Here is a 21127-nt window from a genome sequence, read left to right as displayed (position 1 = left end):
GCCTGAGGCGGCTCTCGTTTGTCTGCGGAGCGTGAGGCAGGCGGCGCGGCCTGACTCATGTCCCGCCAGCGCTCTCCGGAGTCGCCACCCGGTGTCGGCCCAGTTCCAACAGGTTGGCGGGAGAAAGCTGCATTAGTTAGATCTTAACATTACTTTTGCGCTCGCTCGGCACAATCAAACTGCGCCGGCCGGCGTCAGTGCATGGCACCGCCCGCGGCATCCCGCTGAGCCGGCGCTAGCGAGGCGCCGATTCATCCAGAGCTTCCCTGGGCAGGCGCTGCCAGGGTGCGGCGAATCGCGTCGGCGCATTCCCGGCTTAGTGCATCGACCGTGCGACTCAAGGCTGCAACGCCCGATGCCGGGACGTTGGGCTCGGCCTGCGCGTACAACCGCGACTTGCGGGAAAGCACGAGCCCCTCCTTGCGGTAGAGGTCCCAACGGACGTCCAGCAGCGCTCGCCCGTCTTCGCTCAAATGGAACTCGTTGACGCGCAAGCTCAGCTTGAAGTCGACCGACTCGGTGCGGGCCCAGGGATGCACCAGAATCCGCTCGGCTGTCAACTTGGCTGCCAGATCTTCGGCCAACACCCGCGCAAAGTTTTCGCGCAGATTGTCGGCCCAGCGCTCACCATCGCGGAGACGCAATTCCCCGTCAGGCAGGGCCACGACCATCTGCGGGCGGTCGAGGTAGCGGGGAAACCGGATCGGACCTACGCCCACGGCAGGCGCTACGGTCTCGGCCTGGGCTGCCTTCGGGCCTGCCTGGTCCGTCGCCTGCAGCAGGTAGTAGGACGGGGGCGGCGTCCGGCTGGCGCAGGCGGACATCAGGGCGGCGGCGCACGTCAACGCCAGGCAGCGAATACGCAAGGTCACCATCGGGGTCTCCGGCCTTACCATGTCACCCATCACTGTTTCCCGAACAGCAGCGAATCGGGTTTGCGTTCGAGCGCATCGGCCAGATCCCGCACGGCCCGGGCCGTTTCTCGTAATTCCACGATCGCCTGATCGAGATTGGAGTCCGGTGCCGTGAAATCCTCTGCCGCATGGAGCGTGCCTTGCAGTTTCTTCATGGTCGCGGTCGCCGTCTCGAGGGTCTGCTGGCTCGTGATCAGCGCGGCATCGGTGCGTTTGACCAGCGGTTTCAGTTCTTCCCGCAGATCCTGCACCAGCCCCCGCATTTCGGTGCTGGTGCGACGTGCATCCGAGGCCAGGGGACCCACCTGATGGTTCAGGTTGGCCAGCAGCGCATGGGCATCCCGCAGTGCCAGCGCGAGATCCTTGCGCGCCGCGTCGAGATCGTCGGAGGAGACGAAGACCCGGATGCGTTCCAGCGTGACCGTGACGTCCCCGAGAATCTTGTCGAAGGGAATCCGCCGAAACTGACGCATCACTTCGTCCAGCGTGTTGCGCAGTTCATCCCCGCGGGCCGGCACACTGGGGATCTCGAGGTAGCCCTGGTAGTCGTGACCGACCAGATGCAGCGGCTCGCCCGGATAGAAGCTCAGTTCGACGTACAGTCGTCCGGTGAGGAAGCTCTGCGGTTCCAGGCGCGCCCGCAGGCCGGCATCAATTAGCTTCTGCAGGTTCTCCTTACGCTTCTGCAACGTGAAGGCCGGTCGAAACCCGCGTCCCTGTTCATCGCGCAGGGTTTCTAGGTCGAGTTCCAGCACGACCGGCTTCAGCACCGCGTTGTGCTCCCGGTCGAACATGATGTCGATATCCTTGACACTACCGACCTGAACCCCCTGAATCGAAACGGGTGCGCCGATCATCAAGCCGTTCAGCGAGGAATCGAAATAGACCACATAGCTGACTTTCGTTCTGAAGAACTTGCCGCCGCCGAACAGCAGGATGCCACCCAACAGCAGCGCCAAGCCACTGAGCACGAACGCGCCGATCAGGCTGGGGCTGACAGGGCGACTCATACCCTGCCCTCTTCCGCTCTCCGCAGGCCGCGACCGCTGCGATCGTGCAGGCCACGCGTCAGGAATTCGCGCACGCGCACGTCCGTGGAATCGGCCAGCAAATCCCTGGGATTTCCCGATGCGATGATGGTCTGGCTCTCGGCATCCAGAAAAATCGAATTGTCGGCAATCGCGAAGATACTCGCGAGTTCATGCGTCACCACGACGATGGTGGCCCCCAGGTTGTCGCGGAGGCTCAGGATCAGGTCATCCAGGCGTTTGGCACTGAGCGGATCCAGGCCAGCCGAGGGCTCGTCAAAAAAGAGGATGTCAGGATCAAGCGCCATCGCCCGGGCCAGTCCCGCCCGCTTTTGCATGCCGCCGCTCAACTCGGCCGGGTAATACTCTTCGAAACCGGCCAGTCCCACCAGCGCCAGTTTGAGGCGCGCGATGGCCTCCACCTCGCTTGGCGGCAGGTCCGTGAACTGGCTCAAGGGGAGGGCTACATTCTCGATCAGCGTCATCGAACTCCACAGGGCACCGCTCTGGAACAGCACGCCGGTCTTCCGCAGGATTGCCGCGCGCTCCGACGGCGGCGACTCCCAGAGGCTGCGCGCCGCGTACAGCACCTCGCCCCGAGTCGGTTGCTGCAAGCCCAGCAAATGGCGCAGCAGCGTGCTCTTGCCGCACCCGCTACCGCCCATCACGACGAAGATCTCCCCGCGCCGGACGGCAAAGTTCAGATCCTTCTGGATCACGCGATCGGCAAAGGCCATCGTCAAATCTCTGACGGCGATGTAGGCGGTCTCGCCGAGATCGGGATTGGGCTGCATCACAAGCGCAGACGATTGAACACAAGGGTCAGCACCGAATCTGCGACCACGATGAACACGATGCTCGTCACGACGGCGGATGTCGCGGCATCACCGACCGCGGACGCGCTCCGTCCGCATTGCATGCCCCGCAGGCATCCGGCGGTACCGACGAGTACGCCGAACACGAGCCCCTTGAACAGTCCGATCAGAAAATGGCGCATCTGGACGACCCGGAGGGTCTCGGTGATGTATTCGGATACGGAGATATCGAAAAAGGCCACCGCGACGATCGCTCCCCCGATAATACCCATCAGCATCGCATACAGGCACAGGATGGGCATCATCGAGATCAGCGCGAGTAGGCGCGGCACCACCAGGAAATCGAAGGTCGATATGCCCATCGCCTTGAAGGCATCGATCTCCTGATTGACGTTCATCGTGCCCAACTGAGCCGCGAACGCTGCGCCCGACCGCCCCGAAACAATCACCGCCGTCATCAGGGCGCCCATTTCGCGGGTCATCCCCAGTCCAACCAGGTCCGCGATGTAGACCTGGGCACCGAACATCTGCAGTTGCACCGCACCGACGAACGCCAGGATCAGACCGACCAAAAGGCTGATCAACGACACGATAGGCAGAGCCATCGCGCCGCAGTCCTGCATCAGACGCAGCAGGTCGACGCGACGAAACCGGGTCTTGCCAACGACGACGCTCCCCATGCTCAGGGTCGCCTCGCCGACGAAGGCGAGGAGGTCCCGGAAATCCCGCACCAGCCACTGGCTCCAACGGCCCACCGCGGCAAGCCAACTCGGATCATCCGGTTCGCGGCCTGTGTCCATGCGCTCGGGAACGGCGTGGGCGAGCTGCAACAAACTGCATACCCCGCGTGGCAACTGCGCCGTGTCCACAGTGATCCCGCGTGACTCGGCGAGATCGGCCAGTCCGATCAACTGGGTCAGAAAGCGGCTATCCCAGGCGCTAAGGCGTGGCGCCGCCAGCACCAGGATCCGGGGCGTCCTTTCGCTCAGGGCGGCATGCACGGGCGTCAGATCCGGAAGGACGGACCCGATGCGCCAGTCCCCGCCGAAAGACACCGCCAGACGGCCCGACGCGTCGCTGCGAACGTCTACGAAAGGCTCATGCGCAGCGGACTCCGCTGGGAACCCGGGTTGCTGTCCATCGTTCGGGGAAGCCATCGTGACACCGTAGGCGCAAGAGAAGATTGAGCCGGCGGGAAACTCTTCCGCGGCGCAGCAGAAGTGTCGATTTCAGCAGTTTGCGGCGATATCGCCGGACAACCCCGCCATCTTCGGGTCGGTGGTGGGTACTCATTTCGGCGCCCATTAACGCCGTGCCGTGTAGCCGTCCGCGATTCTGCCAAACGAGACCTGGATTGTCCAAGGCGGTAGGTCCATGGCGAAAATCCGTCTGGGCTCGACAGGACTGTTCTGAGTGCAGGTGCCCGGCGCTGCAACCAGGAGCGGCGTGCCTGTCATTCGCAATCGGACACCAGATCCCATGTCTTTGTCTTTATTACACATCACGGCGTACCGTCGACCCTCGATCGTGGTTTAAGCTCCGCGACATACCTCCGGGCAGGTTATAATCCTGACACGTTGAGGAAGCGGTAACCGCTCGGGATGCTCGTCGCGCCACTCGGCCGCTACGAAAACAGCGCCGTATGCGGGGAAAGTCCACATCTCTCATAAGGGCCACACGATGACTCAACGGGATCAGGCGCGTGGAGCACACATTGCAAACAGCGCTTTCCCAGACACGGACGCAAGCTCGGTTGACTCCGATCGAACCAGCTCTACCGTCCCATCCCATTCGCCCCCGGAGGTGACCTTCTCGAAAAGGAAGGGGCGCCGCGTTCATCGTTTGGGCAGCACCGTGAACCCGGGTCACGAGTGCATCCTCGCGACTTTTTGAGACAGCATGCCAGACCGGTTTAACCCCATAGGCCGACCGCCGTTGCCGATCGGCAAACCCCTCCGGAATGTCAGCGACCGAGTCGCCGACGCCGCGACATCAGGAAGCTGCAAACCGCACGCCCGGCCGAGGTGGGACCGATGAGACAAGTGGCTCTGGTCGGCTATGCATTCCGTCTCCCGGGCGCCAGCCCCGACCGTTTGTGGCAGTCGCTCTGCGATGGCAGCAATCTCGTCAGTACCGTCGACGACGGGCGCTGGGCCAAGGATCACTACCTGCATCCGAATCGCAACGAACCCGGCTCCACCTACACCTTTGCCGCCGGTTCCGTCGGTGACGTCACTGGCTTCGATGCCGGCTTCTTCGGTATTTCGCCGCGCGAAGCAGGCCAGATGGATCCGCAACAGCGTCTGCTGCTCGAACTGGCCTGGGAAACAATGGAGCATGCCGGGATCCGGCCCAGCGCGCTGCAGGGCAGTCACAGTGCCGTCTATATCGGCCTGTCGAGCATTGATTACGCATACCGCCGCGCGGACGATCTCGGTTCCATCGATGCCTCGACGATGACCGGCAACACGGCCAGCATCGCCGCCAACCGGATTTCCTACTTCTTCGATCTGAAGGGACCGAGCGTCACCGTCGACACGGCCTGTTCCTCGGCGCTGGTCGCCTTCCATCTCGCCTGCCAGTCAATCCGCAGCGGCGAGTGCACGCAGGCCCTGACCGGCGGCATCAGCCTGCATTTGCACCCGTTCGCCTTCGTCGGCTTTTCGAAGGCTTCCATGCTTTCTCCAGACGGCACCTGCCGTGTGTTCGACGACTCCGGCGACGGTTATGTCCGTTCCGAGGGCGGCGGACTGTTCCTGCTCAAGGATCTGGATCAAGCCATCGCCGACGGCGACCGGATTCTGGCCGTCGTGGCTGGCTCTGGCAGCAACTGTGACGGGCGCACGCAGGGTCTGACCGTACCGAGTGATGCCGCACAGGCGCGTCTGTTGCGGGAGGTCTACACCGGAGCAGGAGTCAGTCCTGAGGAACTCGATTATCTCGAGGCTCACGGCACGGGAACCCGCGTCGGCGATCCGATCGAAGCCACCGCGATCGGCCGGGCCCTGGGCCAGCGCCGTGCCCCCGACAAGCCGCTGCTGATCGGTTCCGTCAAGAGCAATCTAGGTCATCTCGAAGCCGCCTCCGGCGTGGCGGGACTGGTCAAGGCGCTGCTCTGCCTGGAGCACCGGACAGTACCCCCATCGATCCATCTCCAGACACCCAACACACGCATCCCGTTCGACACGTTGAACATCCGTGTCGTGTCCGCGGTGACACCGCTGCCCACGGACAAAACCCTGGTCATCGGGGTCAACTCATTCGGCTTCGGCGGCGCCAATGCGCACGTGATCCTGAAGAGCCCGCCGCCCGGCCGGACCGATACCCGCTCGGATGCCGTCGATGATTTCTCCGCGCCGCTGCTGTTGTCCGGCCGCAGCGACACGGCGGCGCGGACCGCAGCACGGGAGTTCGCCGAATACCTGCAAAACCCGCAGGTATCTTCTTTTTACGATGCCCTCTACACCGCGGCCTTCCACCGCGATCATCACGACCATCGAATGGTCGCGTGGGCCCCGACGCGCGAAGCCTTAGCGGCCCTGCTGGTGCGAACGGTCGGCGCAGAGGACACCCCGGGGGTGAGTTCGGGACGCGCCCTGAGCCGGGCCTCGAAGCCGGTATTCGTCTATTCGGGGAATGGCTCACAGTGGGCCGGGATGGGGAGAAATCTGCTGCAGGCCGAGCCCGGCTTTCGCCACGCCGTTGAGGAGGTCGATGCATTATTTTGCGCCCGCGGCGGCTTTTCCATCCTGTCGGAGTTGGCCGCGGACGACGAGGCGCAGCGTCTCGACGCGACCGAAATCGCTCAACCGCTGCTGTTTGCCGTGCAGGTCGGTCTGACGAGCCTGCTGCGCGCGTGGGGTGTCGAAGCGATGGCGCTCGTTGGCCACAGTGTCGGCGAGGTCGCGGCAGCCTGGGCCAGCGGGGCGCTGTCGCTGCCTCAGGCGGTCGAGGTCGTCCATGTCCGCAGCCTCGAACAGGGCCACACCCGCGGCACCGGCGGCATGACGGCGGTCGGACTGTCGCAGGATGCCATCGGGGAGATCCTGGACACCCTGCCGCCGGACGAGCGACCGGCCGTCGCCGGGATCAACAGCCCGCGCGGCGTGACCCTGGCGGGCACCCTGGCCGCGCTAAGCCGGGTCGAATGCCTGTTGACCGAGCGCGAAGTCTACTTCCGGCGTCTGCCGCTGGACTACCCGTTCCATAGCGCCGCCATGGACCCGCTTCAGGACCCGATCAAGCACAGCCTCGCAGACCTCAAGCCGAGGACGGCCCGCCTTCCCTTCTTCTCGACGGTGACCGGCGGCGCCCTGCCCGGCGACAAGCTCAATGGCAGTTACTGGTGGCGTAATGTTCGCGAGCCCGTCCAGTTCCAGGCCGCTATCGAGACCCTGATCGAGCGGGGCGCCAATGTGTTCGTTGAGATCGGTCCGCATGCCGTGTTGCGCAACTACATCGGCGATTGCCTGCGGCAAAGCGCGACCGAAGGCCGGGTGATACCGGCGATGCTGCGCTCGGACGACCGGGTGGAACGCGTCCGGGACGCCTTGTTTCAGGTCATGATCGCCGGCAGCCCGGTCGATTTTGGCAAGCTGTTTCCGCACCGCGGTCGTCTGGCCGAGATTCCTCACTATCCCTGGCAGCGCGAGCGCTGCTGGCACCCGATCACCCCGGATGCCTACGACCTGATCCACCGCAGTGCCGAACATCCGCTGCTTGGCTACCGGCTGGCCGAAAACCCATGGCAGTGGGAAAACCATCTGGATTGCACCCGATTCCCGGACCTGGCCGATCATCGCATCGGTGAGTCGGTGGTCTTTCCAGCCGCCGGGTTCATTGCGATGGCGCTGGCGGCGGCCGAGTTGCGGTTCGGCGGTGCGTCGCAGACCATCGAGGACTTCGAGATCAGGGCGCCGCTTTTACTCGAGGCCGCGACCTCGAAAACGGTACGTCTCGCCATCGACGATGAGTACGGCAATTTCTCGATCCGTAGCCGCGAACGATCGGCAGGCGGGTTATGGCACCTCAACGCAGTCGGCCGCTTGCTCACGCCCGGCCACGCCGTCAAGGCCTTGCCGCGCAGGACGCCTCCGCGACGACCGCCGGACCTGCTGGCCTCGGCGCACTACGCCGCCTGCCAGGCCCTCGGGCTCGATTACGGCCCCGCCTTTCAGAGCCTGGACAAGATCTGGCTGGGACCGTCTGGCGCAATCGCTCAGCTGCGAACGGAGGTCCGCGTCGAATCGAGTAGCCGCGCAGAGCGCGTAACGCTCCCCCAATTGGATGGCAGTTTTCAACTGCTCCTGGGCATCGTCGCGCAGGCCCGGAGCCGCACCGGAGAAGCCTCTGCCTTCGTCCCAACCGGCGCCGCGCGGATCGTCCAGTACTCAGGCGAACGACCGGGCGCCCTGGCACAGGCCAGCCTTCGGCGGCGAAACCCCAGATCCCTGCTGGGCGACTTTGCGCTCCGGGATGCACTCGGCACCCCGGTAATGGAACTGGACGGCGTTCGGTTCAGGCAGGTCAATCTCGCGGAGGGCTCGGTTGAGCCGCTCAGGCCGCTACAGTTCGCCGCGGTGCCGATGCCCCTGAGGGCACCCCAGGCCGCGCTGCCGACGACCGATATGCTCTGCGCCAGCGCCCAGGCCGCGTTGCATGGCGCGACGCGCATCCTGGAGCGGAAGCGCTATTACGAGGAAGTCGAGCCGCTCGTCGATGTTCTTTGCACCGCGTTTGCCGAGCGCACACTGCGCTCGCTTTGTCCCGAGGACCAGCCGATCGACCCGGCTCGCCTTGCCGCCAGCGCGGCGCTCGGATCGGGCATGGGACCCTATGTGCATCGCTTACTGGAGTTCTTGCAGGAAGACGGGATCGTCGAGCCTGCCGATGGCGTCTGGCGCTGGTGTCCCGATTCGGGGACGCCGGAACCCGTGGCGGTCTGGGCCAGCCTGATCGGCGATTACCCGGACTACGCGCTTCCGGTCATCACGGCCGGTCGGGTTGGACTGCATCTCCTCGAGGTGCTGTCCGGACAGGTCGATGCCGCTGCCTTGTTGCAACCGGGCGACTTGAACCGGGTATCGGTGCGCGGAAATGATCCAGGTGCCGGCGATTTTCGCACGGCAGCAGCCGGCATCGTCCTGACGGCCGTCGCCCAGATGCCGCCGCACAGACGCTTGCGCATCGTCGAAGTATCCTGCGGACAGACGCCCCTGGCGCCTTACGTGCTGACACAGGTCGACCAGACGCGAGTGGATTACCTGATCATCACGCCAACTGATGCAGGTCCTGCGGATCGCACTGCCCTGCTCCAGCGCTTCCGCTACCTTCGGACGCGGCAGCTCGACCTGATGGCACCGGATGCCCTGTCGCTGGAACCCGAGCTGCCCATCGCGGACATCCTCGTGCTGACGGAAGGCTTCTCCGAGCTGGACAATCCCCGCGGTTGGCTGGGTTGCACGGAACGGCTGCTGGCCCAGGATGGTCTGCTGCTAGCGATCGACGAATACCCCTCCCGTCGCGCCGACCTGGTCTGGGGCGCACAGCACGACTGGTGGCTTGCCGGCACGCACGCGGGACCCATATCCCGCCTGCGGCCGCCGCACCACTGGGGCGCCCTGGTGGCGAGCTCGGGCTTAGCCCAAACGCGGATAATTCAAGATCTACCAGGCGTCGACTCGGGATATTTCCTGCTGCTCGCCCGGAACGCGGCCTGCCCGCCGGAGACCACCGTCGACCCGGAGACGCCCGCACAAACCTGGCTGGTCGTCCACGACCCACAACCCACTCGCTACGCACAGGCCCTCGGGAATGCCGTCGCGTCGAAGCTGCGTTCCTTAGGCCATCGGGTGATCGCCGCCCGTCCGGGCCTGGATTTCACGCACGAGCCGGAAGAGGATGGCAGCGCGACGCAAAAGCCCTTGCCGCGCTTTGATGCGCTGCTGACTCAGGGGCGCGAAGTAACAGGTATCGTGCTACTGGGCGACCCCGAAGCCGCCGACGATAGCCCGCAGCACCGCCTCCAACAGCAATGCCAGCGCAGCGCAGCGACGCTCCACATCCTCAATCGTTGCCGTGCACTGGGGCGCAACACCCCGTGCTGGCTGGTCACGCGCGGAGCGGCGGCACACCTCTTGCCAACCGCCGTGCGTTCCAGCCTGTCGGCTCCCCCTCGCTGCGACGACGCGGCTGTTTGGGGGTTCATGCGCACGGTCATGAATGAATATCCGGACATTCCCATCCGTCTGGTCGATTGCGCCGATCCGGACCGCCTGGAGCGCATGGCAGCCGACCTCGTCGATGAACTGCTCACGCCGCAGGACGAGGACGAGATCGTGCTGACCGGAAGCGGCCGTTTCGCCCCGCGACTCGTGGAGACGGCCGTACCGCCGTTAGCTGCCACCAGCCAGCCATCGGAACCGTGCGACGGCGTGTTCAAACTCGACTTTTCGGTTCCGGGACCCTTGAAGAATCTGGTCTGGCGGCGCGTTGCCTCGACGCCCCTCGCCAACGATCAGGTGGAGATTGCGGTCCGGGCGGCCGGACTCAACTTCCGGGATGTCATGTACGCCATGGGCTTGCTGTCGGACGAGGCCGTGGAAGCCGGCTTCGCCGGGCCGACGCTCGGGATGGAACTCGCGGGCACGGTGATCGCGACCGGCAGCGAAGTCCGGAACTTCAAGCCGGGAGACGCCGTGATGGCCTTCGCCCCGTCCAGCTTCGCGACCCGCGCGGTGACGCCGGCCGGCGCGGTGGCGCACAAACCCGCGGGCTGGTCGTTTGCTGCCGCGGCGACGGTGCCGATCGCCTTCTTCACGGTGTTCTACGCGCTGCGCCATCTGGCGCAACTGGCCGAAGGCGAGCGAATTCTGATCCACGGTGCCGCCGGCGGCGTCGGCATAGCCGCCATTCAGCTCGCTCACTACTGCGGCGCGGAGATCTTCGCGACCGCGGGCTCGGACGAGAAGCGCGACTTCGTTCGCTTACTGGGCGCTGACCATGTCTTCGACAGCCGCTCGCTGGACTTCGCCGACGAGATTCTTGAGCGAACCGGCGGTGTCGGCGTCGACGTGGTGCTGAACTCGCTCGCCGGCGAAGCCATCCATCGCAATCTCCGGGTTCTGCGGCCCTTCGGTCGCTTCCTCGAACTCGGCAAACGCGACTTCTACGAGAACACGAAGATCGGATTGCGGCCCTTCCGCAACAATATCTCGTATTTCGGGATCGATGCCGATCAGTTGATGACCGAGCGGCCCGATCTGACGCGTCGCCTCTTTTCCGAGCTTCTGGAACTCTTCGAAAACGAATCGCTGAAACCGCTGCCCTACCGCGCCTTCGGGTCGCAGGACATCGTCGACGCGTTCCGGCACATGCAGCAGTCCCGGCATATCGGCAAGATCGTCGTCACCATGGAACCGGACGCGGTCCATTGGCCGGACGTATCGGCGCCGTCACCGCCGCTGGCATTGAGCCCTGACAAAACCTATCTAATCAGTGGCGGCCTGTCCGGGTTCGGCCTCAAGACCGCGGAATGGCTGGTTGCCAAAGGGGCCCGCCACCTGGCGCTGATCAGCCGCAGCGGCGCGGCGGCGAGCGACGGTGAGGCACGGATTGCCGCAATGGCGGCCGAGGGTGTCGACATCCGGTGCCTGGCCTGCGATGTCGCCTCCCGCAGCGCGGTCAACGCGCTGCTCGCCGAGTTGCAACAGCACGCGGCCGCGCCCTTGGGAGGCGTCATCCATGCGGCCGCAGTCATTGCCGACGGCATGAGTCATGCGCTCACCGGAGACCAGATCATGCAGGCCTACGCGCCGAAGATCCTCGGCGCACAGGCCTTCGCCGACCATGCCCGCCGCACGCCGCTGGACTTCCTGGTGTTCTTCTCGTCGGCAACGACGCTGTTCGGCAACCCCGGTCAGGCGAACTATGTCGGCGCCAATCATTACCTGGAGGCGCTGGCCGAGGAACTGCGCGCCGAGGGCTTGCGTGCGTATTGCATTGCTTTCGGACCGATCGCCGATGCCGGCTACCTGGCCCGCCACGATCGGATTCGCCAGAACCTCGAGGAGCGGCTGGGCGGCAAGGCCTTGACGGCCGTCGAAGCGCTGGACTGGCTGGAGCGCATGCTCGCAAACGAGCAATCCGGGTTCGGGGTCGTGAATCTGAACTGGAGCGCCCTGCGCCGGATGATGCCGACGGCAAACGCCCCGAAGTATCGCGCGCTGCTCCCGGATACCGAAGCGAACGTCGACGACGCCACCGACGCCGAGACCGTTCGCCGCTGGCTGGCGGAAATGCCGGACGAAGAGTTCATTCCCCGGCTGATCGAAATCCTGAAGCGCGAAGTGGCCGAGATCCTCCGGATCGCTCAGGATCGTCTCGACGAGCACCGCTCGGTGCATGACCTGGGCATGGATTCGCTGATGGGCATGGAACTGATCACCGCGCTCGAAAAGCGCGTGGGCGTCCGCGTGCCGGTCATGCTGCTGAGCGAAGGGCCGAGCATTGCCCGACTCGCCGAAAGGATCACTCGCCAGTTGCGTGGCGGCAGCAGCGGGGCTGAACCGGCGACCGGCCACTCGCTGGCGGAGGAGGTACGTCACATGGCCTCTGTCCATGCCGAAGAGTTGAGCCGCGAGCACGTCGATGCCATCACCGCGGACGTGGAACAGCGCTTCAAGCACAGCAGAACCGGAAGTGGCGGCCCGTGAAGGCAAAAGGCAAAGGCTTACAGGGTCTCACCAGTCAACTGAAGGATCATCTCATCCATCAGGCGCTCGAGCGCCGTGCCCGCCGTGTCGACAAGGAGGCAGCGCAACCGGGGCCAACAGGATTCGGCGACGCGCTGTCCGGGCATGACCCGGCAATCCCCGAGCGCTGTTATCGGCTGGCTCTGCATCCGAACTATCAGAAGCTGCGCATCGTCAAGGAGGGTGCGGCCAACCTGGGTATCCCCAATCCGTATTTTCGCGTGCATCAGGGCATCGCCGGACGCACTACGCGCATCGACGGGCACGACTATCTCAATTTCTCCGGCTACGACTATCTGGGGCTGTCCGGGCATCCCGAGATACGGGCCGCTGCGAAAGCCGCGATCGACCGATACGGTACCTCGGTTTCGGCCAGCCGCCTCGTGTCGGGGGAGCGCCCGATCCATCGCGAGTTGGAAGCGGCCCTGGCCGAAAGCCACGGCGTCGAGGATTGCGTCGTGTTCGTCAGCGGGCATGCGACCAACGTCACCGCCGTGGGTTATCTCTTCGGCCCCAAGGACCTGATCGTGCATGACACGCTGATTCACAACAGCGCATTGCAAGGCATCCAGCTGTCCGGCGCCAGACGCCTGTCGTTCCCGCACAATGACTGGGCGGCACTGGATGCGCTGCTGACGGAGCATCGCCGGCGCTACGAGTGCGTGGTGATCATGATCGAGGGCCTGTACAGCATGGACGGGGATTTTCCCGACCTACCCCGTTTCGTCGAGATCAAGCAGCGCCATCACTGCTTCCTGATGGTCGATGAAGCGCATTCGTTCGGCGTCATGGGACCGCGTGGTTTCGGGCTCGCCGATCACTTTGGCATGGACGGCCACGACGTCGATATCTGGATGGGCACGCTGAGCAAGGCGATGGCCAGTTGCGGCGGCTACATTGCCGGAGAAGCCGCCCTGATCGAGCATCTGAAGTTGGCCGCACCCGGCTTCGTCTACAGCGTCGGCATGTCCCCGGCTGCGGCCGGCGCCGCCTTGGCGTCACTACGCATCCTGCAGGCCGAACCGGAGCGGGCTCAGCGCTTGCGTGCCCGTGCTCGCCTGTTCCTGAACAGTGCCAAGGCCGAAGGTATCGACACCGGACGTAGCGAAGGCCTGTCAATCATTCCCGCCATCACCGGCAGTTCCATTCGCGCCGGGCGGCTGGTCCAGGCGCTGTTCGAACGCGGTATCAACGTTGCCCCCATCCTCTATCCGGCCGTAGAGGAGAAAGCCGCTCGCCTGCGCTTTTTCATCGGATGCGAGCACAGCGAAGCCGATGTGCTCCAGGCTGTCGCCGCACTGGCCGAGGAGTACCGCCGCCTGTGAATCCGGTGGACCGGGCACCAACGCCGGTCCGGGTCGTGCTCTGCACCACCGAGGGCGTCATCGGCGCCAGCGTGCTGCGCAGCGTGGTGTCCAGCCCGGACATTGCCGTGACCGGAGTGATACTGTCGTCGCGCGTGCTATCGGCACGGTATGGATGGTCTCGCGGAGCCTGGCAGCAAATCCGGACCAGCGGGCTGCACTACGCGCTCTACCTCTGGTGTGCGACAGGGCTTAGCGATCTGATCGGACGCTGTGGCCCTGCCGGTGCCGTGAGCTCGATCGCGTCCGCGCAGCGGATCCCAATACTTACGACACGGGATTTGAACGCTCAACCCGGACGCGACTTCATCGCCGCACGGGCACCGGAGGTCTTGCTGTCGGCGTTCTTCAACCAGCGTATCGCCCCTGAGACGTACGCCATCGCGCCGAACGGAGGGATCAACATCCACCCCTCGCTACTCCCCGAGTTTCGCGGGGTCGATCCGGTGTTTTACTCCCGCCTGCGAGGCACGGCGCGCTTCGGGGTCAGCGTCCACCGGATCGATGCGGATCTGGACACCGGCGAAATCCTCGCACAGTCCGAGCATGTGCCCGGCCCGACGGACAGCGTGCTGCGCACCACCCTTGACCTCTATGTGTCCGGAACCCACCTCGTGACCGAGCGACTACGGGCGTTTCTGCGGGCGGAGCGGGGACGGTCTCAACAAGATTCCGGCAGCTATGACAGCTGGCCGAGTGCCGCCGACGTGGCGACCTTGCGTGAAACCGGCGGTTGCCTGGTCAGGTGGCAGGACCTCATGGCATCCCTGACCGGCCGGCCGGGGCACCCGACAACCGGCTGAAGCACTGGCGACGACTTTCAGCGTCCGGGACTGTCGGGTGGGAGTATCTCGTTGACCGCGCGGTGATGCAGCCGGTAAGCCGCCGCCCTCACGGCCGCCTGCAAGCCCGGCTCGTTGTAGTAGACGCCGCGCAACTGAATCGTCGCTGCGAGCAGGTTCACGAACGCAGCACGGAGCGCCCGATCGGGCGGCGCGCATTCCGACCAGAAGCGATCAAGGCCCTGTTGGAAGGTGAGCCCCTCGATGTCGAAGATCGCGTCACCGAGAGTAATCACCGGGCAGCCGAGATAGATTGCGCGCAGCCCTGAAGTGCTGTTGATGGTGACCATACCGACGGCGGTCTTGATGATCCGATCGAGATTCCCGCCGTCGATATAGGCGACGCGCTGCTCGATGCCGAGACGGCGCGCGATCCTACGGACCAGACCGCCCCAGCTGCGCATGCCAGGATCCAGCGGGTGCACCTTGACCAGCAGGCGACTATCGCGCGGAGCATGCGCGGCGAACGAGGTCAGTACCTCGTCGATCGCCTGGTCCTGATCCTTGAAGGGCGAGTAGGCCCGCAACTGGAAGTCATAGGCCATCTGCAGCGGAAACACGAACACCGGCTTGTTACCGGCGGTCAGTTTCCGCAAGGCGCGTTCCGCCCGCCGCTGGTTCCATGGCGCCAGCAGCAGTCGCAAGCCGGTTCCCAGATAGATCAGGACCGGATTGGCCATCTTGTGGCTGCGGTAATGCGGATACAGCCACCATAGGAAATAGTTGGCGAGATGGTAGCCAATGTCCCAAAACGCCATGGTCCAGAAACTGTCCTGATAGCGCCGGGAGCAGTCGGCCTCGGCCAGGCCCTCAGCCAAGCGGCGGATTACATCGGGATCGCGCGGAACATGCGAGCACGCCGACATGCCGTCCCGCTCGAATGTGATCCAGTCGGGCCGCAGATAGCCGAAGTCGGTCACCGTGACAGCGATTCCCCGCTCGGCTGCGAGCGCAATCGCCTGCTTGTGGTAATCGCGTTGCTCGCCGAGCAGGACCAGATCCGTGATGCGATGGCGTTCCATGAAGCCGGCGATAAAGTCCCCCCACTCCGCGAGGCGTCCCCGGTAACTGACACCCCCTGGCCGGCGCCACAGCATCCAGTCGCCGATGCTCAGGTGCACTGCATGGACTCCGTGACCGCGACGCACCAACTCCTCGCCGATGCGCGTGAAGAACGGCGATATCGGGCCCTGCAGGAACAGAAAGGCGCGCGCGGTTTGGGGTTCACCGGACCGGGACGCTGTCATTCCTCTCCCCGCTGCGCGCCATTGCGCTCGACACGAGGAATTTCGTCTGCTTTCCCTTTGCACCGGCGCAGCACATTCATCAAGCCGGTGGCCTTCAGCAAGGCCCGACCGGTGAAGAAAAGCCGCGAGCGCAAACGCAGCGGCAAGGGCAACCGCGCGGCCGCGAGCTGATCGAGCGCCGACTCGACCGTCTGCAAGTCCCCGCGTGCCCAATCGAAGTACAGGGGATAGGCGATCAGGCTCCCGGCCACCAGTTCGTCGACGGTAAGCTGCCGGCTGCGACGCGGGAAGTCGTATCGATCCCGCGTCAGACCCCAGCCCGCGTAAAAGGGCCGCCCGTAGGTGTGTACCGGCTTGTCGCGCAGCAAGGCTTCGAATCCGGCCAGCGAGGTCAGTGTGTGAACCTCGTCGACCTGCGCAAAGAGCGACGCGATCGGGACGCCCGTGACCTCCCGGTCCGCTAGCCGCAGCAGATCGTCCGGGTGCACGGCGCCATTCCGATTGCCCCGCGCGACATCGGGGTGAGGCTTGTAAAGGACGTACGCCTCCGGATTGGCGCGGCGCACCGCTGCCAGCAAAGCGAGGTTGCTCCGGATTTCACCCCCGCCGCGGACCACGGAGGCGTCCTGCGGGACCTGTCCCGGCACCAGAATTCGCTTACGGTCGGACGGCAATTGGCCAAGGGCGGGCGCCTCCCCTCCTTGCTGGTACTTGGTCACCCGGTCCGAAACGACGCGCTGGCGTAACCTGGCCGCGCGCTGCAGCATCGAGGCATCGAAGTCAGTGTTTTCAAGGATCTGCTCAAGGTCGCTGTCCGACTCGGGATCGAAGTAGATTCCACCCCGGTCGAGGACCATCGAATAGGGCCAGCTGAAATCCGAGCCCAGACCGCCAGAACGGATGAAGCCATCCTCCATCCTGAGCAGCGGAACGCCTTCCTCGGAGCATTGCCGGGCGAGCCCGGGCGGCTCCTCGCTGGCCCAGACGACGATGCCGGCCTCCCTACTCCTGGCACGCGGCACCGGGTCTTCGCCATGCCCCGTGAACTGCGCGCGGCTATCGAAGGCGGCCAGCAACGAGCGGACGATCACCCTGCGCCAGAGCGTGAACCCATGACAAATGCTGATTGGGCGGATCGAAGCACCGAGATCGCTGCGCTCCGCTGTGAGAGCGGGGCTGGGACTCAAAATCCGAAGCGCCGACGCGAACCAACGCAAGGAGCGTCGGTGGGGATCCCCTCTCGTGTTCCGCGAACTTGAGAGCCGATGCTGGCGGGTGACGGGGAACGGCCGGATCCCAGGATGAGCACGAATTCCATCGTTCCGAATTTTACCAGGATACGACCCATTTTGGGGCGTAAACAGACCCGCTCAGCCGGTCGGTCGCGCGCAAATCGCGATCGCCACAGCGCCGCGACAGCGGGGATCGATGGCCCGGGCTGCCAACGGACCATTCCCACAACACTCGGCTTCAAGGCGCAATCCAGACTTCCCTACCTCGCGTCCACGCAGGGGATCCAGCCTGAGACAGGGCTCCCGCAGACTCTGCCCGCCCGGCATAGCCGGTCTCAAACACGCGCGTGTTGATTTTCCCATCATTACCCCCCTGCGCTGGCGGCAGGGCGTTACCATTCCTGCATCCTGGCTACTGCAGCACGCGGAAATTGACCTCGTCGGGCGTCACCAGCGGCACCTTGGTCGCCTCCGTGCGCCAGATGGTTTCCGCATACTCCGCAATCGTCCGGTCAGAGGAGAACTTCCCGGTGCGGGCCGCGTTCATGATGGACATATGCACCCAGTGGTCGCGATCCCGGTAGGCCTGATTCACCTGCATCTGGCAATCCGCATAGGAGGCGAAATCGGCGAGCACCATGAAGGGATCGTGGTACAGCAGACCGTCGACCAGCGGCCGGAAGAGGTCCGTGTCTCCTCGCGAGAAAAAGCCATTCCGAATCAGATCCAGAACTTCGCGCAATTCCGGTTGGGTGTGATAGCACTCAACCGGCTGGTAGCCCGAACTCTTCAGCCGAGCGACTTCCGGGGTGGTCAACCCGAACAGGAAAAAGTTCTCCGAGCCCACCTCCTCGCGGATCTCGATATTGGCCCCGTCCAGCGTGCCGATCGTCAGGGCGCCGTTCATCGAGAATTTCATATTGCCGGTGCCGGACGCCTCCTTGCCGGCGGTTGAGATTTGTTCGGACAGATCGGCGGCAGGATAGATGGACTGCGCCGTCGTGACATTGAAGTTCGGCACGAACACGACTTTCAAGAGGTTGCGGATCGCCGGATCGCGATTGACGACTTCGCCGACCGCGGTGATCAGCCGGATGATGAGTTTGGCGATGAAATAACCGGGCGCCGCCTTGCCGCCAAAGATGAAGGTGCGCGGCTCCATCTCCAGATTCGGACTGCTCTTGAGCCGGTGATAAAGCGCGATCACATGCAGGATGTTCAGATGCTGCCGCTTGTACTCGTGTATCCGTTTGACCTGAACGTCGAACAGCGAATCGGGGTCGATCGAAATGCCCGTTTGGGACAACACGTGCCGTGCCAGAATGACCTTGTTCGCCCTTTTGATCTCGGTCCACGTCTGGCGGAAGGCGGCATCCTCCGCATAGGGTTCGAGCGCGCGCAACCGATCGAGATCGGTGATCCACTCGGGCCCGATCGTCCCGTTCAACAGCCGCGTGAGTTTGGGATTGCTCAGCGCGATCCAGCGCCGCGGGGTCACGCCGTTGGTCTTGTTGCTAAATTTCTCCGGCCACAGTTCGAAGAAGTCCTTTAGCACATCCTGTTTCAACAGTTCGGAATGCAACTCGGCGACGCCATTGATCGCGTAGCTCCCGGCGCAGGCGAGATGGGCCATCCGCACATAGCGTTCACCGGCTTCGTCGATCAGCGACATCCGCGCCACGCGCTGGTCGTCGCCGAGGAAACGCATCCGCACCTCGTCCAGGAAACGCGCGTTGATCTCGTAAATGATCTCCAGATGCCGCGGCAGCTCAGCCCCGAACATGCCGAGAGGCCACCGCTCCAGGGCTTCGGGGAGCAGGGTGTGATTGGTGTACGCAAAGGTCTGCCGGGTGATCGACCAAGCCGTGTCCCAGTCCATGCCGTGTTCATCCAGGAACAAACGCATCAATTCGGCGACGGCGATGCAGGGGTGGGTATCGTTGAGCTGGATCGTGAATTTTTCGTGAAAGCGCTCGAGCGGGATCTTCTGAACCCGAAGGATCCGGATCATGTCCTGTAGCGAACAGGACACGAAAAAAAACTGCTGCTCCAGCCGCAGCGTCTTGCCCTGAATCTGCTCGTCATTCGGATAAAGCACCTTGGTCAGATTTTCCGAAGCGATCTTCTGGTTGACGGCACCGTAATAGTCACCGCGGTTGAACACTTCGAAATCGAAGGATTCAGGCGCCTCCGCTCGCCACAGCCGCAGCGTGTTGGCGGTGTTGTTGCGGTAGCCCAGGATCGGGGTGTCATAGGGTATCCCCAGCACCACCTTCGCCGGCACCCAGCGCACGCGGCTGCGTCCACGCTCGTCGATGAAGGTTTCCGTGTAGCCGCCCAGCTTGACCTCGACCGCCCACTCGGCCCGAATGATCTCCCAGGGATTGCCGTAACGCAGCCATTTGTCGGTCTTCTCGACCTGCCAGCCATCGACGATCTGCTGATCGAAGATGCCGAACTCGTAGCGGATGCCATAGCCAAGCGACGGAATTTCCAGCGTCGCCATCGAATCTAGGAAACAGGCCGCCAGACGCCCCAAGCCGCCATTCCCGAGACCCGGCTCTTCCTCTTCCGCCAACAGGTCGTCGAGTTTCAGACCGAGTTCCTGCATGGCTTCATCGACGACCTCGTACAACCCGAGATTGATCAGGTTGTTTCCGAGATGCGGACCCATCAGGAATTCGGCCGACAAATAGGCGACGGTCCGCGAACCCTGGGTCGTATATGCCGCGGCCGTGCTGACCCAGCGGTGAAGCATGCGATCCCGCACCGTATGGGCCAAGGCCATGTAATAGTCGTTGCGGGTGGCCAGCGCGGGAAACTTACCCTGGATGTAGAGCAGGTGATCCCAGAATGCCTTCTTGATCGACGCCGGCGTAGAACCGGTTCGATCGGTACTGATGTCGCCTTCTTGCGCTTCAGGTGAGGACGTTTTGCCCATGACGTGTCGTGTTGGTGACTGAAAGAAAAGTTTCTATGGGCGCAAGCAACTTCCGTACACACGCCCCCGGTGGGCTGCCGCCGTCTCGCCGGATGCGGCGCAGTGGTGGGCCTGTTGGTAACTTGCCAGCGGAAAGTGTCGATGCGCCGCGCACGGCGACGCACCAATTTAGATCCTTGCAACCGGGACGAGAGTCCCAAACTGGAGCGCGGGAGAAACCCGCTGCAATCGGGCATCAATGGTCGCAACAAGCCATCTGGCGACGACGACCCCTAGGCAGACTCTGGATCCTGGAGATCCGGCGGCGGCATCCGGATCGTGAATGGTTGCGAGGGTACCGCCGGATCCGAATCAGCTCGCCGGATCAACTGACCTCGACGGCCGGCTCTTCGGCCTCACCGCCGATGGCAGCCGCGGCGGCCGTCGCCGCTGCGGTCAGCAGTCCGCCTACGCCTTTTGGTAGCATGCTGGTGATGCTGCCTTTCTGTTTGGCGAACAGGCCGACGAGCCAGCTGAGGCTCAGACCCTTGCGGGTGATCAGGCGCTTCAGGGCACCCAGCGCCACCGGGGCAAGGAAACCGAGCAGCGTCTTCACCTTTCCGGAGCCGAGCCCCGCGGCACCGGCGACGCCGGCGATGACGGTGGTCAGCAGGTTGTCGCCGAACAGCGAGGTCAACAAACCGCCGCCTGTTTCCGACACCTTCTCCGCTTCATCACCCTTGAAGACAGAGCCCAGCTTGTCCAGGAGACCGTCGTCCACCTGATCGAGAATCGTGCCGAAAAGCGACGAGCCCTCCGGCTCGGCGACTTTCTCGGCAAGGCCCGCCAGAATCGTCGGGACGAGCCCGCTGGTGACTTCGTGTGTCTTCTCGGGGCTTTCGCCAATCCAGGACCCCAACTGCTCCAGCACGGGTCCCTTCAGATTTTCCATCACGGCATCGATCAAATTGATGGCCATCGGTGTTCCTCGCTCCTGTATTTTTCGACCTTAT

At 64.1% G+C, this 21127-nt stretch carries 11 protein-coding genes; 3 read left to right on the top strand and 8 right to left on the bottom strand.

Going from position 1 to position 21127, the window contains the following annotated elements; all coding sequences use genetic code 11:
- Positions 1-251: 251 nt before the first annotated feature.
- The 4 genes from ACW73L_RS14505 to ACW73L_RS14490 are packed head-to-tail and all read right to left on the bottom strand — an operon-like array spanning position 252 to position 3914.
- Entirely contained in the window at positions 252-905 is a 654-nt protein-coding gene (locus tag ACW73L_RS14505; RefSeq protein WP_498922991.1) for a PqiC family protein, read from the bottom strand.
- Positions 905-1924: an MlaD family protein gene (locus ACW73L_RS14500; RefSeq protein WP_498922989.1), complete on the bottom strand. Its 1020-nt coding sequence runs from the start codon at positions 1922-1924 to the stop codon at positions 905-907. Before ACW73L_RS14500 ends, ACW73L_RS14505 begins: the two co-directional genes overlap by 1 nt.
- Complete coding sequence (locus ACW73L_RS14495; protein WP_498923114.1) at positions 1921-2736, bottom strand: ABC transporter ATP-binding protein; 816 nt, start codon at positions 2734-2736, stop codon at positions 1921-1923. Before ACW73L_RS14495 ends, ACW73L_RS14500 begins: the two co-directional genes overlap by 4 nt.
- Complete coding sequence (locus tag ACW73L_RS14490; protein ID WP_498922987.1) at positions 2736-3914, bottom strand: MlaE family ABC transporter permease; 1179 nt, start codon at positions 3912-3914, stop codon at positions 2736-2738. The genes ACW73L_RS14495 and ACW73L_RS14490 overlap by 1 nt, the downstream gene beginning before the upstream one ends.
- Positions 3915-4790: 876 nt before the next feature.
- On the opposite strand from ACW73L_RS14490, the gene ACW73L_RS14485 reads away from it, so the two are divergent.
- Genes ACW73L_RS14485 through ACW73L_RS14475 form a run of 3 tightly spaced genes read left to right on the top strand, consistent with a single transcriptional unit; the run spans position 4791 to position 14676 of the window.
- Positions 4791-12470, top strand: coding sequence for a type I polyketide synthase (locus ACW73L_RS14485; protein WP_498922986.1), 7680 nt, complete (start codon positions 4791-4793; stop codon positions 12468-12470).
- On the top strand, positions 12467-13834 hold the full coding sequence (locus ACW73L_RS14480) for an aminotransferase class I/II-fold pyridoxal phosphate-dependent enzyme (protein ID WP_498922984.1): 1368 nt from the start codon (positions 12467-12469) through the stop codon (positions 13832-13834). The genes ACW73L_RS14485 and ACW73L_RS14480 overlap by 4 nt, the downstream gene beginning before the upstream one ends.
- Entirely contained in the window at positions 13831-14676 is an 846-nt protein-coding gene (locus ACW73L_RS14475; protein WP_498922983.1) for a formyltransferase family protein, read from the top strand. The genes ACW73L_RS14480 and ACW73L_RS14475 overlap by 4 nt, the downstream gene beginning before the upstream one ends.
- 17 nt (positions 14677-14693) lie before the next feature.
- On the opposite strand, the gene ACW73L_RS14470 is transcribed toward ACW73L_RS14475, so the two are convergent.
- The 4 genes from ACW73L_RS14470 to ACW73L_RS14455 all read right to left on the bottom strand — a co-directional run bounded on the left by ACW73L_RS14470 (position 14694) and on the right by ACW73L_RS14455 (position 21093).
- A complete protein-coding gene (locus tag ACW73L_RS14470) occupies positions 14694-15962 on the bottom strand; it encodes a capsule polysaccharide biogenesis protein (RefSeq protein WP_498922981.1) in 1269 nt (422 codons plus the stop codon).
- Positions 15959-17149 carry a capsular polysaccharide export protein, LipB/KpsS family gene (locus ACW73L_RS14465; RefSeq protein WP_498922979.1) on the bottom strand — a complete coding sequence of 397 codons (1191 nt, stop codon included), beginning with the start codon at positions 17147-17149 and terminating at the stop codon, positions 15959-15961. The genes ACW73L_RS14470 and ACW73L_RS14465 overlap by 4 nt, the downstream gene beginning before the upstream one ends.
- A 457-nt stretch (positions 17150-17606) precedes the next feature.
- A complete protein-coding gene (locus ACW73L_RS14460) occupies positions 17607-20135 on the bottom strand; it encodes a glycogen/starch/alpha-glucan phosphorylase (protein ID WP_498922978.1) in 2529 nt (842 codons plus the stop codon).
- Positions 20136-20499: 364 nt separating this feature from the next.
- Positions 20500-21093, bottom strand: coding sequence for a DUF937 domain-containing protein (locus tag ACW73L_RS14455; RefSeq protein ID WP_498922977.1), 594 nt, complete (start codon positions 21091-21093; stop codon positions 20500-20502).
- Between the last annotated feature and the right edge of the window lie 34 nt (positions 21094-21127).

It is taken from the genome of Methylolobus aquaticus (assembly GCF_054172105.1).
This window is presented reverse-complemented; position numbering and strand designations above follow the sequence as displayed.

What these genes read in the sequence shown, in the direction of transcription:
- ACW73L_RS14470 (WP_498922981.1), bottom strand. Translation starts at nt 15,962, where the DNA reads ATGACAGCGTCCCGGTCCGGTGAACCCCAAACCGCGCGCGCCTTTCTG.
- ACW73L_RS14495 (WP_498923114.1), bottom strand. Translation starts at nt 2,736, where the DNA reads ATGCAGCCCAATCCCGATCTCGGCGAGACCGCCTACATCGCCGTCAGA.
- ACW73L_RS14485 (WP_498922986.1), top strand. Translation starts at nt 4,791, where the DNA reads ATGAGACAAGTGGCTCTGGTCGGCTATGCATTCCGTCTCCCGGGCGCC.
- ACW73L_RS14455 (WP_498922977.1), bottom strand. Translation starts at nt 21,093, where the DNA reads ATGGCCATCAATTTGATCGATGCCGTGATGGAAAATCTGAAGGGACCC.
- ACW73L_RS14505 (WP_498922991.1), bottom strand. Translation starts at nt 905, where the DNA reads ATGGGTGACATGGTAAGGCCGGAGACCCCGATGGTGACCTTGCGTATT.
- ACW73L_RS14490 (WP_498922987.1), bottom strand. Translation starts at nt 3,914, where the DNA reads ATGGCTTCCCCGAACGATGGACAGCAACCCGGGTTCCCAGCGGAGTCC.
- ACW73L_RS14460 (WP_498922978.1), bottom strand. Translation starts at nt 20,135, where the DNA reads ATGGGCAAAACGTCCTCACCTGAAGCGCAAGAAGGCGACATCAGTACC.
- ACW73L_RS14500 (WP_498922989.1), bottom strand. Translation starts at nt 1,924, where the DNA reads ATGAGTCGCCCTGTCAGCCCCAGCCTGATCGGCGCGTTCGTGCTCAGT.